The sequence below is a fragment of the Methylobacterium sp. genome (assembly GCF_019745455.1).
Classification (GTDB): Bacteria; Pseudomonadota; Alphaproteobacteria; order Rhizobiales; family Beijerinckiaceae; genus Methylobacterium.
Map to the genome: position 1 here is coordinate 49,745 of NZ_JAIETD010000040.1, position 12,872 is coordinate 62,616.

At 68.2% G+C, this 12,872-nt stretch carries 9 protein-coding genes; 3 read left to right on the forward strand and 6 right to left on the reverse strand.

Annotated elements, in window-relative coordinates; genetic code table 11:
• Positions 1 to 2: 2 nt before the first annotated feature.
• Positions 3 to 959, reverse strand: a complete 957-nt coding sequence (locus K2Y56_RS09115; protein WP_292507057.1) for a cation diffusion facilitator family transporter — start codon at positions 957 to 959, stop codon at positions 3 to 5.
• A gap of 135 nt (positions 960 to 1,094) precedes the next feature.
• On the opposite strand from K2Y56_RS09115, the gene K2Y56_RS09120 reads away from it, so the two are divergent.
• On the forward strand, positions 1,095 to 1,526 hold the full coding sequence (locus K2Y56_RS09120; RefSeq protein ID WP_292507058.1) for an HIT family protein: 432 nt from the start codon (positions 1,095 to 1,097) through the stop codon (positions 1,524 to 1,526).
• 120 nt (positions 1,527 to 1,646) lie between these two features.
• Here K2Y56_RS09120 and K2Y56_RS09125 read toward each other — a convergent pair whose 3' ends face one another.
• The 3 genes from K2Y56_RS09125 to K2Y56_RS09135 all read right to left on the reverse strand — a co-directional run bounded on the left by K2Y56_RS09125 (position 1,647) and on the right by K2Y56_RS09135 (position 4,551).
• Positions 1,647 to 2,102 (reverse strand): PilZ domain-containing protein, encoded by a 456-nt coding sequence (locus K2Y56_RS09125; RefSeq protein ID WP_292507059.1) that lies wholly within the window; start codon positions 2,100 to 2,102, stop codon positions 1,647 to 1,649.
• A 96-nt stretch (positions 2,103 to 2,198) separates the two neighbouring features.
• Positions 2,199 to 2,426: a hypothetical protein gene (locus tag K2Y56_RS09130; protein ID WP_292507060.1), complete on the reverse strand. Its 228-nt coding sequence runs from the start codon at positions 2,424 to 2,426 to the stop codon at positions 2,199 to 2,201.
• A gap of 67 nt (positions 2,427 to 2,493) precedes the next feature.
• Positions 2,494 to 4,551 (reverse strand): NAD(+) synthase, encoded by a 2,058-nt coding sequence (locus K2Y56_RS09135; RefSeq protein ID WP_292507061.1) that lies wholly within the window; start codon positions 4,549 to 4,551, stop codon positions 2,494 to 2,496.
• Between the two features lie 363 nt (positions 4,552 to 4,914).
• Here K2Y56_RS09135 and K2Y56_RS09140 point away from each other — a divergent pair, with 363 nt between their 5' ends.
• Positions 4,915 to 7,917: a DNA translocase FtsK gene (locus tag K2Y56_RS09140; RefSeq protein WP_292507062.1), complete on the forward strand. Its 3,003-nt coding sequence runs from the start codon at positions 4,915 to 4,917 to the stop codon at positions 7,915 to 7,917.
• A gap of 89 nt (positions 7,918 to 8,006) precedes the next feature.
• Positions 8,007 to 8,888, forward strand: a complete 882-nt coding sequence (locus K2Y56_RS09145; protein WP_292507063.1) for an outer-membrane lipoprotein carrier protein LolA — start codon at positions 8,007 to 8,009, stop codon at positions 8,886 to 8,888.
• A gap of 205 nt (positions 8,889 to 9,093) precedes the next feature.
• Here K2Y56_RS09145 and K2Y56_RS09150 read toward each other — a convergent pair whose 3' ends face one another.
• Both K2Y56_RS09150 and K2Y56_RS09155 read right to left on the reverse strand, forming a co-directional pair.
• Positions 9,094 to 11,052 (reverse strand): L,D-transpeptidase family protein, encoded by a 1,959-nt coding sequence (locus K2Y56_RS09150; RefSeq protein ID WP_292507064.1) that lies wholly within the window; start codon positions 11,050 to 11,052, stop codon positions 9,094 to 9,096.
• Positions 11,053 to 11,218: 166 nt separating this feature from the next.
• Positions 11,219 to 12,712, reverse strand: coding sequence for a sigma-54 dependent transcriptional regulator (locus tag K2Y56_RS09155; RefSeq protein WP_292507065.1), 1,494 nt, complete (start codon positions 12,710 to 12,712; stop codon positions 11,219 to 11,221).
• Between the last annotated feature and the right edge of the window lie 160 nt (positions 12,713 to 12,872).

Genomic DNA, 12,872 nt, shown 5'->3' on the forward strand with positions numbered 1-12,872 from the left:
CGTCAGGCGGGCATAGCCAGGGCCTGCTGGCGGGACTGCACCTCGATGAAGATCCGCGTCACGGTGGGATGGCGCTGCTTCAGCCCGGTCTCCAGACGCGAGACCATGGCCTCGATCTCGTCCGCCCGCAGGCTGTCGTCCATGTCGAGGCTGACATTCACCAGGATATCGGCCGGCCCGAGATGCTGCGTCAGCACGGCGTTGACGGCGCAGACCCCGGGCTCGGCATGCATGGCGGCGTGGATGTCGGAGACGAGCTCGGGATCGGCCGCCTCGCCGACGAGAAGGCCGTGCGTCTCGATCATCAGGAAGGCCGCCATGCCCACCAGGATGAGGCCGATCCCGATGGAGGCCCAGCCGTCCAGGGCCGGCGCATCGAGGACATGGGCCAGGACCACGCCGGCAAAGGCGACGATGAGGCCCAGAAGCGCGGCGACATCCTCGACGAGCACCGTGAACAGGGCCGGGTCCTTGCTGCGGCGGATCGCGGTGATGGGAGAGCGGCCGCCCTTCTCGGCCCAGAACGCCCTCATGGCGACGAGGCAGGAATAGCTCTCCGCCGCCAGCGCGAAGCCGAGGATCGCGAGGTTGACCCAGATGCCCGGGACCGTGCGGCCACCGATCACCGCATCCGCCGGGGCTTCCGGATAGTGGATCTTGTGAATGCCCTCGTAGATCGCGAAGGCGCCGCCGCCGAGGAAGATGAACAGCGCGACGATGAAGGCGTAGAAATAGATTTCGCGGCCGTAGCCGTAGGGGTGACGCGCATCCGCCCGGCGCTTGGCGCGCTTGAGGCCCACCAGCAGCAGGATCTGGTTGGCGGTGTCGACGAGGGAATGGACTCCCTCCGCCAGCATCGCCGAGCTTCCGGTGAAAATGGCGCCGAAGAATTTCGCGGCGGCGATGGCGAGGTTGGCGCCGGCCGCGGTGTAGATCGCGGCGTTGCTCTCATGGGCCATGCGGGTGGTCGTCTCCTCGTCCGTCCCGACGCGAACGCATGGCGAGCGGCCATTGTTCGTCAGATCCGAGCCGGAGTGGACGCGGCGGGGCCGCCTGTGCATCGTGCCGGCCCTGGAGCATGCCGGAGCCGCCACATGACCACTGCCTACGATCCCGATAACGTCTTCGCCAAAATCCTGCGCGGCGAGATCCCGGCTCACCGCGTCTTTGAGGATGCCGACACCCTCGCCTTCATGGACGTGATGCCCCAGGCCGAGGGACACACCCTGGTCATCCCCAAAGCCCCCGCCCGTGGGCTCCTCGATGCCGAGTCTGCCTCGCTCGCCTCAACCATGGCGACGGTCCAGCGCGTTGCAAGGGCGGTGAAGACCGCCTTCAGGGCCGACGGCCTGACGATTCTCCAGTATAACGAGCCGGCGGGCGGGCAGACGGTGTTCCACCTTCACGTCCACATCCTGCCCCGCCATACGGGGGTGGCGCTGACCGGCCATACCGGCCGCATGGCAGAGCCTATTCAGCTTGCCGAGCATGCGGCGCGAATTCGGAAGGTGTTGGAGGCGGGATGATTTCCGGCTAGGCGCGCGGTGCAGCGTCGCTGATCTTCGGACCGGGACGTCGCCGTGAGGCGCGGATCGAGGGACCGCGGGTTGGATGTTCTCCAGACGCACAGCCCTTCCAGGTCGACGCTAGGTCGCGCTCGCGTTCTGGACCTTGAGCAGTTCCGACAGCGTCTGCCGAAGGGCGGTGTTCTCGGCCTCGAGTTCGCTGACCCGCCGCTGAAGCTGTAAGATGGTGACGGAATCATCCTTCGCGGGTGCAGGCTCGGGCAGTACCGATGCCGTCGCCGTGGGCGCCGGCACAGCGTTGAAACTCCGCTGGACCGCGCCGGCCGACTCGTCGGCGAACACGATGCCGACGCCGTCGCTGCGCCGCCAGCAGAGGCTCGACCGATAGGTCTTCTCCTTGGCCGGGATCAACAGATCGAAGCTATCAGGCAGGATCGCCGATTGGCTCAAAGCCAGGCGTGCCCCCGACGCGGACATGTCCCGAACGAGACAGTCCATGCTCGAAGCGCCGTTATTGAAGATGATGCGGCCCTTGAGGAACGTCCTCTGGCGCAATTCCCTGCGATGCTCCGACATGGCGTCGGTCTCCGGCTCCGTCGTGACCTGATGAGACACTTGCACAATTCACATTAAGAAAAGTTGGATCGGAATAGCGATTAAGGCTTAAGTCCTTCAGCAAAAGCGCGAGTCCGGCGTCTGGAACAGATAGAAGCCGTTGAATCTAACTCCTGCCAGAGCCGCGACCTCGTCGAAGCCTGTCGGAACCTGATTTCCGGTATCGAGCTTGCCGTCGAAGGTCCAGCGCTCGCCGCTCAGAAAGCGCGGCACCGCCGAGGTCTCTGGGACCGCGCAGCACAGGCCGCGCGCACTCTTCAGGCAGAAGACATTGTAGCTCCGCATCGCGTCCTCTCCGCTCGGCCACCCTCGCGTCGTCGAATCGCTGCTCAATGGGACCGTATCATGATCGTCAGGTTTCGGGGACGTTAAGGTCGAGCTCTTCGAGCCAAGCGCGGGCGTTTCCGTCCGAGGGCGCGCGCCAGTCGCCGCGTGGGGAAAGGGAGCCGCCGGCCGAGACCTTCGGCCCATTGGGAAGCGCGGATCGCTTGAACTGGCTGAAGCCGAAGAACCGCTTCAGGAACACGCCGAGCCAGGCCCGGATCTCGGGCAGGGCGTAGGCCCGACGCTTGTCGGGGGACATGTCCGGCGGCCACTCGCCGCTCGCCGCGTCTCCCCACGCATGGAGCGCCAGGAAAGCGATCTTCGAGGGTCGGAACCCGTGGCGCAGCGTATAGTAGAGGTTGAAGTCCTGAAGCGCGTAGGGGCCGATGGCGCTCTCCGTGCTCTGGGGCGTCGCGCCTTCTTCCACGGGCACGAGTTCGGGCGAGATCTCGGTGTCGAGGATCGCCTGCAGGATGATCCCTGCCTCGACCGAGAACAGCCCCTCGGCGATCACCCAGCGGATGAGATGCTGGATCAGGGTTTTGGGGACGCCGGCATTGACGCCGTAATGGCTCATCTGGTCGCCGACGCCGTAGGTACACCAGCCGAGTGCCAGCTCCGAAAGGTCGCCGGTGCCGATGACGATGGCACCGTTCTGGTTGGCGAGGCGGAACAGGTAGTCGGTGCGCAGGCCCGCCTGCACGTTCTCGAAGGTGACGTCGTAGACGGGCTCTCCGCGACCGAACGGGTGGCCCATGTCGGCGAGCATCTGCCGGGCCGCCGGGCGGATGTCGATCTCCTGGGCGCTGACGCCCAGCGCCGCCATCAGGGCGTGTGCGTTGGCCTTGGTGGCATCCGAGGTGGCGAAGCCCGGCAGCGTGTAGGCGAGGATGCCGCTGCGAGGCAGTCCGAGCCGGTCGAAGGCCCGCGCCACCACGATGAGCGCGTGTGTGGAGTCGAGACCGCCCGAGACGCCGATCACCACCTTCGACAGGCCGATGCTTTCGAGCCGCCGGGCAAGCCCCGCGACCTGGATGTTGTAGGCCTCGTAGCAATCCTGGGCGAGGCGGGTCCGGTCGGCCGGCACGAAGGGAAATCGCTCGATCTGCCGCATCAGGCCGAGGTCGACGGTCGGCGGATCGAGGCGGAAGGCGATCCTCCGCCAGGATCGCGGCTCGGCGCGGGCATTGTCCTCGAAGCTGCCCATCTGGAGCCGCTCCTGGGCGATGAGGTCGAGGTCGATATCGGCCAGCGTCACGACCGGATCGACCGGAAATCGCTCGCCCTCGGCGAGGCGCACGCCGAGCTCGTCGATGCTGGTCTGCCCGTCCCAGGACAGATCGGTAGTGGATTCGCCCGATCCCGCCGCCGCATACGCATAGGCGCAGAGGCAGCGCATCGAGGCCGCACGCGTCAGCATGGCTCGCGATTCCGCCCGGCCCACGGTGATCGGGCTGCCCGACGGGTTGACGATGAGTGTCGCCCCCGCGAGGGCCGCTCCCGTGCCGGGGCTCGAAGGCACCCAGAGGTCCTCGCAGATCTCGATCGCCAGGACGAGGCCGGGCAGGTCCGCGGCCGCGAACAGAAGATTGGTGCCGAACGGCACCTCGATCCCGCCGACGGTGATGATCTGTTCCGTGATGCCGGCGCCGGAGGCGAAGTGGCGCTTCTCGTAGAACTCGCGGTAATTCGGCAGGTAGCTCTTGGGCACGACGCCGAGAATCCTGCCGCGATGGATGGCGAGGGCGCAATTGTAGAGCCGCGAGCCCCAGCGCAGGGGGGCGCCGACGACGAGAACCGGCGTCAGTTCCGACGAGGCGTCGACCAGGCTCAGGATCGCCGTCTCGACGGCATCGAGAAGCGTCGCCTGCAGGAACAGGTCCTCGATGGCATAGGCCGAAATGCCGAGCTCGGGAAACACCGCGACCGCCGCGCCGGCCTCGTGGCAGCGTTGCGCCAGGCCGAGATGGGCCTCGACGTTGCGGCGCGGATCTGCCGGCTCGCTGCGCCCCGTGCAGGCGGCGATCCGGGCGAAGCCCTGACGATAGAGCGACCGGAAGCTCTGCGCGGGAGAGGGCTGTTCCAAGGATGCGGCCTCCTCGACGACGATGGGCGGACCCTAGACCATGATGCAGGGAAGGGGAATCGGAGGTCCCAGGAAGATCATGCGCATCCAATAGCTTGGCGCGCGGCCTTGGTGCTGCGTGGAAGCGGCATCGGCGACAGTCGCGTCGATCGGCGATGCGAGAGGGGTTCGCACAAGCGTCTGTTAACGACGATAGGCCTAACTCAGCGTGAACCGCGCCATCGGGGGCGCGGACAGGTCTGAGTATAACCGGCAATCATGCGTGCATCGGGACGGCCTCCCTATTCCCTTCGTGACCCCTCCCGGCCCGGACGCGGCGTCGATCGCCCGGGTCTCTCGCTCGGCGCCCTGGCGAACCGATTGATGACGTTAAGGGCGAGCCTCGCCCGCCGTCTTGCCGGACCACCACCACGGGCGGGCTACGGCGCTGCCGGCCCGCGCCCCGCCCCCTCCTGGATGGTGCCTCCCGCATCAATGCTCGGGCGCGAGCCCGCGGAGATGAGCCCGAGGCAGGCCCAGGCCTGGCCGATGGAGGTCTTCGACGATCGCGCGACCCTGGACATGCTGGCGCCGCAGCCGCGCTTCGGTGAAAGCCGCATTGACGAGGACGCGTCGGGCCCACGCGTGCTGATCCGCTCGCCGCGCCGTCCTGCCGCAGTCATCGCCGATGGCGAGGTCGAGACTCCGACACTGCCGTCCGTGCAGGCGCCCCCGCAGGCCGTGCGCTATACGCGTACTCCCGATCCGGTTCTGCAGGAGCGCCGGCAGCGCGTGCGCGATGCCGAGCGTGCCGCCGAGGCCGAGGCCGAGGCGCTGGCCGCCGCTCGGGCTGAGGCCGTAATCGCCGCGGAAGCCGAGCGTGCGGTCCAGGCCGCTGCCCTGCCGCCGGAACCGCCGCTGCCGCTGTGGCGCCAGCCCTTCGTCGTCCCCCCCGGCGTGCGCTTCTTCCGGAGCCCGGATCGCAAGCCGGCGCCCCTACCCAAGGCTGCGCTGCCTCGGGGGGCGGAGGCGGAGATCGTCGCCGGCGACTGGTCGGACGTTCCCGACTGGTCGGACATGTGCTCCTGGTTCGACGGCCGCGACAGCGCCGCCCTGGACGCCTGGTCGGCGATCCAGGCCGAGGCGCCTCCCGCTCTCCCCTCAGAGCCGTTGCCAATCCCGGCAGAGGTTGCGACGATCGTTCCCGCGATGGTGACCGCCGCCCCACCGGCCTACGGCCTCGACCGGCTCGTGTGCTTCGCGCCCGCGGCGGTTCCCCGCCCGGCCGACGGTCAGGACAACGCCTTGGGCGCCGTCTTGCCCGCTCCACGTGATATCCGTCGGGCTGGTCTCTCGGCGATGGCGGCCCGCGCCGCCATCCGCTCCGCCGGGACTCCGCAGGACCAGACCCCCTCCCATGCTGCCGAACCCGTCCTCGTCCCCGTCGAGCTGCCGGTGGCGCAGGTGATCCCGTTCGCGGTGCCGCCGCCAATGGATGTGCTGCCGGACGAGGCGGCTTCGCCAGAGTTGCCGGCCTTCGTCCCGACCGCGATTGCGCCGCGGCCCGTGCTGCTGCGCAACCCGAAGCCTGTCGTGGTCGTGCCGCAAGAGCCTGAAGTGCCGGCTCAGCCGGTTCTCGCCCTCGTCGAGCCGGTGGCGGAGGTGGTGCCGGAGCCTGCCCCTCTCCAGGCGCCGCGCGCGATCCTGCCCGAGCCGCGGCAGACCCTCATTCCCGCAGGCCGGCATGTGCCGATGTCGGTGGTGGAGAATGCCGATTACGAGCTGCCCGCCCTCGAGCTCCTGGCCGAACCGCCGGCCACCGGGACCGAGGAGGTCGATGCCGACGTGCTGGAGCAGAACGCGCTCAACCTGCAGCAGACGGTCCAGGATTTCGGCGTTCGCGGCGACATCCTCGCGGTGCGGCCGGGCCCCGTCGTCACCCTCTACGAACTCGAGCCGGCGCCGGGGACGAAGTCGAGCCGCGTGATCGGCCTCTCGGACGACATCGCGCGGTCGATGTCGGCGGTCTCCGCCCGCGTCGCCGTCGTGCCTGGCCGAAACGTCATCGGCATCGAGTTGCCGAACGAGAAGCGCGAGACCGTGTACCTGCGCGAGCTCCTCGCTTCGGAGGATTTCGGGGTCAGCAAGCACAAGCTCGCTCTGTGCCTCGGCAAGAACATCGGCGGCGAGCCGATCATCGCCGACTTGGCCAAGATGCCCCACCTGCTGGTCGCCGGCACCACCGGCTCGGGCAAGTCGGTGGCCATCAACACCATGATCCTGTCTCTCCTCTACCGGCTGAAGCCGGAGGAGTGCCGCCTGATCATGGTCGACCCCAAGATGCTGGAGCTGTCGGTCTATGACGGCATTCCGCACCTGCTCTCCCCCGTCGTCATCGACCCGAAGAAGGCGGTCATCGCCTTGAAGTGGGCCGTGCGCGAGATGGAGGAGCGCTACAAGAAGATGTCCAAGATCGCCGTCAGGAACATCGACGGCTACAACGCCCGGATGGCGGAAGCCCGCGCGAAGGGCGAGGTCATCACCCGCGAGATCCATACCGGCTTCAACCGCGAGACCGGCCAGCCGGTCTTCGAGACCGAGGAGATGGATCTTTCGGCCCTGCCCTACATCGTGATCGTGGTCGACGAGATGGCCGACCTGATGATGGTGGCCGGCAAGGACATCGAAGGGGCGATCCAGCGCCTCGCTCAGATGGCGAGAGCGGCCGGCATCCACCTGATCATGGCGACCCAGCGCCCGAGCGTCGACGTGATCACCGGCACGATCAAGGCGAACTTCCCGACCCGGATCTCCTTCCAGGTCACGAGCAAGATCGACTCGCGCACGATCTTAGGGGAGATGGGCGCCGAGCAGCTCCTGGGTCAAGGCGACATGCTGTTCATGGCCGGCGGCGGGCGCACCACGCGCGTGCACGGGCCGTTCTGCTCGGACTCGGAGGTCGAGAGCGTGGTGGCGCATCTCAAGCGCCAGGGCCGGCCTTCCTACCTCGATGCCGTCACCGCCGATGACGGCTCGGGCGATGAGAAGCCTGCCAAGGGCGCCAAGGCCGACAAGGCCGCGGCTTCGGAAGCGGAAGACGTCGATGCCCCGATCTTCGACGCGGGCGCCTATGCGGGCAGCGGCGGCATCGATCCGGGCGCCGAGCTCTACGACCAGGCGGTGCAGGTCGTGATGCGCGACCGAAAGGCCTCGACGAGCTACATCCAGCGCCGCCTTCAGATCGGCTACAACCGCGCCGCCTCGCTGATGGAGCGGATGGAGATCGAGGGCATCGTCGGGCCGGCGAACCATGCCGGAAAGCGCGAGATCCTGATGGAGAGCGCCGCCGGAATGATGCATGGCCACATGATGGACGACGACGACTGATCGAGGCCTCGGCTCGCCACGTCCCATAATCGCCACAGGGCGGGGTTCTAAGCGGGATCCCGCCCTTCATTTCAGGAGCACGCCGCACGATGACCGGCCGACGCCCTTCCCTCGCCGCCGGCTCGCTCCTCGTCCTGGCCGCCCTCCTCCCGTCAAAGCCGGCAGAGGCCCAGCTCGGCGCCTTCATCGACGGCCTTCTCGGGCGCCAGGAACAGCCCGCGCCCGCGCCCGAGGCGCCCGCGACCACCGCGCCGGCCGCTCCGAAGAAGCCACCTGCCCCGGCCGTAAAGCCTCAGAAGGATGCCAGGCCGGCCACGACGCCCGAGAAGCCTGCTGCCGCCAAGAGCGCCGCCAAGCCGACTGACGCGCCCCCCAAGGCCGGCGCCGCCAGTCCGGCGGGCGAGACCGACCCGGCGACCCTGCTCGCCCAGGCCAACGCCTATTTCAACGGCATCACCACGCTCACCGGCAGCTTCATCCAGATCGGCGCTGACGGTCGCCGGATCGGCGGGAAGCTCACCCTGTCGAAGCCCGGCCGGCTGCGCTTCGACTACGACCAGCCCTCCCCGCTCGAAGTCGTCGCCGATGGCACCTCGGTGGCGGTCCGCGACCGCAAGCTCGGGACGCAGGACCTCTACTTCATCTCGCAGACGCCGCTGAAATTCCTGCTCCGCGAGAAGATCGACCTAGGCCGCGACCTGACGGTGACCGATGTCGGCACCGATCCGGGCGGCGTACGCATCGTCATGGAGGACCGCGCGACCTTGGGCGGCACCTCCAAGATCCAACTCTTCTTCGACGCGGAGATGAAGACCCTGAGCCAGTGGCGGATCACCGACCCGCAGGGCTACCAGACCACCGTGCAGCTCTCGAACCTGCAGAAGGGCCGCACGGTCGACGCGAGCGCGTTCTTCATCAATTACGGCCGCGCCGAGGACAAGGCGATGCAGGAGAAGCTTCAGCGGCAATAGGCGGTCGAACGCTTCAGCTCGAGTATCCCGCCCGCGACCTCATCCTGAGAGCTTGCCCCGGACTTGATCCGGGGTGCCGTGTCAGCGGCCTCGGAGCCCTCCAGCAGCGATGCGGTCCCTGGAGCCCTCCTTCGAGGGCACAGCTGCGCTGCGCCGCCTCAGGATGAGGTCTTGGAGTGGGACAGGAGACGATTGAGGTCTTTCCTCACCACCACGTGCGCGGGCGGTTCGGCGCGGGCGTCCACAAGCCGGGTTCCCCGAAATCCGCGGGCGGCCTGTCGGCGTTGGCGCGCGCAGCAGTGCTCGCCGACGTGCTCGCCGAGCGGCGGGTCGGTGCCGGCTCGGCCGGGCGGACCATCTGCACGGGCTTGCGCTGCGGCTCGGGCGAGACGTTGACCATCGCAGGACCCGACGAACCGAGGCCCAGCGCCGCCTTCATCCGGGGATCGTAGCCGTAGAGATCGGGCAGGCTGCGATAGACCCCGCCATCATCCACGTAAGCGGTGAAGTAGGCGAGGTGGACGGGCAGCTTCTGCGTCAGCCGGACCGTGCGCTCGCCCTTGCCGATCATCTTCTTCAGCCGCTCGCTCGACCATTCCTCGGGGAGAACCGCGTCGGCGAAGCGGAACGGGTCGTCGACGCGCACGCAGCCATGGCTCATCGCCCGGTGGGAGGCGGAGAACAGCGAGCGGTTCGGTGTGTCGTGCAGGTAGACCGCGTGGTTGTTCGGGAACATGAACTTGATGAAGCCGAGCGCGTTGCGCTCGCCCGGCGGCTGGCGCACCGAGACATTACCGTTCCGGTAGACGACCTCGTAGCCCTTGCGCGCCGCGTAGTTCGGGTCGCGGGCGAGAGCGGGCAGGAACTCGTTCTTCATGATCGAGGGCGGCACGTTCCAGGACGGGTTGACCACCGCGTATTCCATCGCGCCGGAGAAGATCGGCGTCGGCGATTCCGTCTTGCCGACGATGACCCGCGCCTCGTCGCGCGGCCGCCCTTCGCGCACCACCCGCAGCCTGAACTCGGGGATGTTGACCATCACGTAATCCGGCCCGAGATCGGACGGCAGCCAGCGCCAGCGCTCCATGTTGACGAGGAGCGCGGCCTCGTCTGCATTGCCCCGCGAAGCGCCGTCGGCCTGGGCAAGGGCCGCCACCGTCTGAAGCGTGAGCGTGCCCGTGGCGGGCAGGCCGCGCCGCTTCTGGAATCCCGCCACTGCGTCAGCCACGGCGGCATCGTAGGCATCGGGCTCGCCTGGGCCCGAATCCAGCGTGCCCGCTGTGCGGCTCTCGAGATCGAAATGCGCCCGGATCAGCGGCACCCGCGCATCGCGCATGCCGAGCTTGAGCACCGGCCCGGCCGGGAGCCTGAGGATCGTTCCCGAAATCGGCTGGGCACGGCCGCGCATCGTGGCGAGGCGGGCCTTGAGGGCGCGGTACCCCGGCTGGTCGGGGTTGAAGCGCTGCAACAGGGTGCCGGCCTCCGGCCCGGCCGAGGCGAGCCGGCCGAGGACGGCGTCGGGTGCGGGCAAGTCGAGGGTCGGGGTGATGAGCTTGGAAAGGTTGGCGAGGTTGATGCGGCCCCCGCGGGCGTCGCGGGCGTAGAGGACCACCGCCGCCGAGAGCCTGAGGTCGGCATTTGCCACCTCGGCATCCGAGAGTTTCGCGGTGCCGAGCACCGGAGCCGGATAGGCGAGCGGATCGAGGCCGTCCTCGGCAGCAAGGGCGAGCTGTGCCATCGCGGCCTTCGCCGCAGGTGTGAAGGCACCGTCCACGATCCAGACAGGCTTGAACGCCCCGAGGGCGTAGAAAGCCTGCATCGCCTCGCGGTCCTTCGTCGTCAGCCGCGAGAGCAACGGCGCCGGATCCGCGAGGCGCGCCGCCAATGCGGTGCCGAGCGGATCGGCCGGCGCCACGGGTGTCGGTGCGGCGGCTTCGGACGTCACGGGAGTAACGGCTTTCACTGCCCCCTCCGCGGGCGAGGTGGCCTGCGCGGCTGACTCTTGCGAGGGAACGGCGGGAGCCTCGACTGACGGGGCGCTCGTCTGCGCGTAAGCCGAGGGCGCGATCAAGGCCGTCTGCGCGACGGACGTCGCCAGGGCCATGGCCAGGGCGATGGAGGCGGTGCGCGACGCGCCTTTTGAACCGCCCATGCAAGCGCCCATGATCGTCATCTCCTCGGAGGCGGGTTCATCCCGGTCCAGGTTTGCCGGAAACCATTGTCCCAAGCGCGGCCTCGCGCAAGTCCGTCCGCGCAGGGCCGTGCGTAAGTGCACGCGCCTCAACCGCTTTTCGGTTCCGACACCCGCGTCGTCATAAGTCTTCCCGCCCTCAGGCAGCGGCGTCGTCGATCTTGTCGTCCGCGTCGAGACCGAGGTCCTTGAGCTTTCGATACAGGGTCGAGCGCCCGATGCCGAGCCGGCGCGACACCTCTGACATCCGACCGCGGTAGAATTGCAACGCGAAGCGGATCACCTCGCTCTCGACGACGTCCATCGTCTTCATCTCGCCGGTCTCGTCGAGGACGAGCGACATCGCATGCGGATCGCGCACCTCGACGCGGACGATCTCACGGACCGGGTCCGGCATGCCGGCATGAACCATCGGCTGGCTCGGTGCGGCCGGAATGCGCACGTCGAAGCCGTCGACCTGGGCCGCGATCTGCGGGAACTCGGCGATGGTGAGTTCGTCGCTGTCGGCGAGCACCACGGCGCGAAAGAGGGCGTTCTCCAATTGGCGGACATTCCCCGGCCAGCCGTAGCGGGTCAGCAGCGCCATCGCCTCGGGGGTCACGGCGCGGACGCGCTTGCCCTCCTCCGCGGCGAAGCGGGCGCAGAACGAGCGCACGAGGTCCGGGATGTCCTCGCGACGGGCCCGCAGGGGCGGGAGGGTCATCGGGAAGACGTTGAGGCGGTAATAGAGGTCCTCGCGGAACCGGCCCTGCTTCACGAGGTCGAGGAGGGACCGGTTCGTCGCCGAGATCAGGCGGATGTCGACCCGGACGCTGCGCTTGCCGCCGACCGGATCGACCTCCCCCTCCTGCAGCGCGCGCAGGAGCTTCACCTGCGCATCGAGCGGCAACTCGCCGATCTCGTCGAGGAAGAGCGTGCCTCCCGAGGCCTCGACGAACTTGCCGGTGTGGCGCTCGGTGGCACCGGTGAAGGCGCCCTTCTCGTGGCCGAAAAGGGTCGATTCGACGAGGTTGTCGGGGATCGCGCCGCAATTGACGGTGACGAAGGGTTTGCCGCGCCGGTCGCCCGATCCCTGGATCGCACGGGCGAGGACCTCCTTGCCGACGCCCGACTCGCCCTCGATGAGGACGGGGATGTTGGATTTCGCTGCGCGCTCTGCGAGGCGCGTGACCCGGTCCATGTCCGGGCTCTTCGAGGCGAGATCCTTGAAGCTCAGGGAGCCGGAGGCGCGCCGGCGCATGCGCCGCACTTCCTCTTCGAGCTGATCGACCTTGAGCGCGTTCTTGATCGAGACCTGGAGCCGCTCGGCGCCCGCCGGTTTCACCACGAAATCGACAGCGCCTGCTCGCATGGCGGTGACCACCGCGTCGATGGAGCCGTTGGCGGTCTGCACGATCACCGGCGTGTCGATGCCGGCCTTGCGCAGTTCCGCCATCACGCCGAGGCCATCGAGGCCACCCGGCATGACGAGATCGAGGAGCACCACGTCGATCGAATCGCCGGCACGCAGGGCTTCGACCGCCTGCTCGCCGTTCTCGGCAATGCGGGCATCGAAGCCGAGGCGGCGGACCATGGCTTCTGCGAGACGCCGCTGCACCGGATCGTCGTCGACGATGAGGATTGTTGTCGACATACGGTGGAACCTCGGATCCGCCATGCCGCATGGGTCAAGGGAGTCGAAGGTGACTCCCTGCAACCGCCAGCCGCTGTTTCGTTTCGAGGCGTACCGTGCGCCAAGACCGTAAAGCTGCGCTTAACGACGATTGCACTTATTGGCGTCGCTACGCCGATGG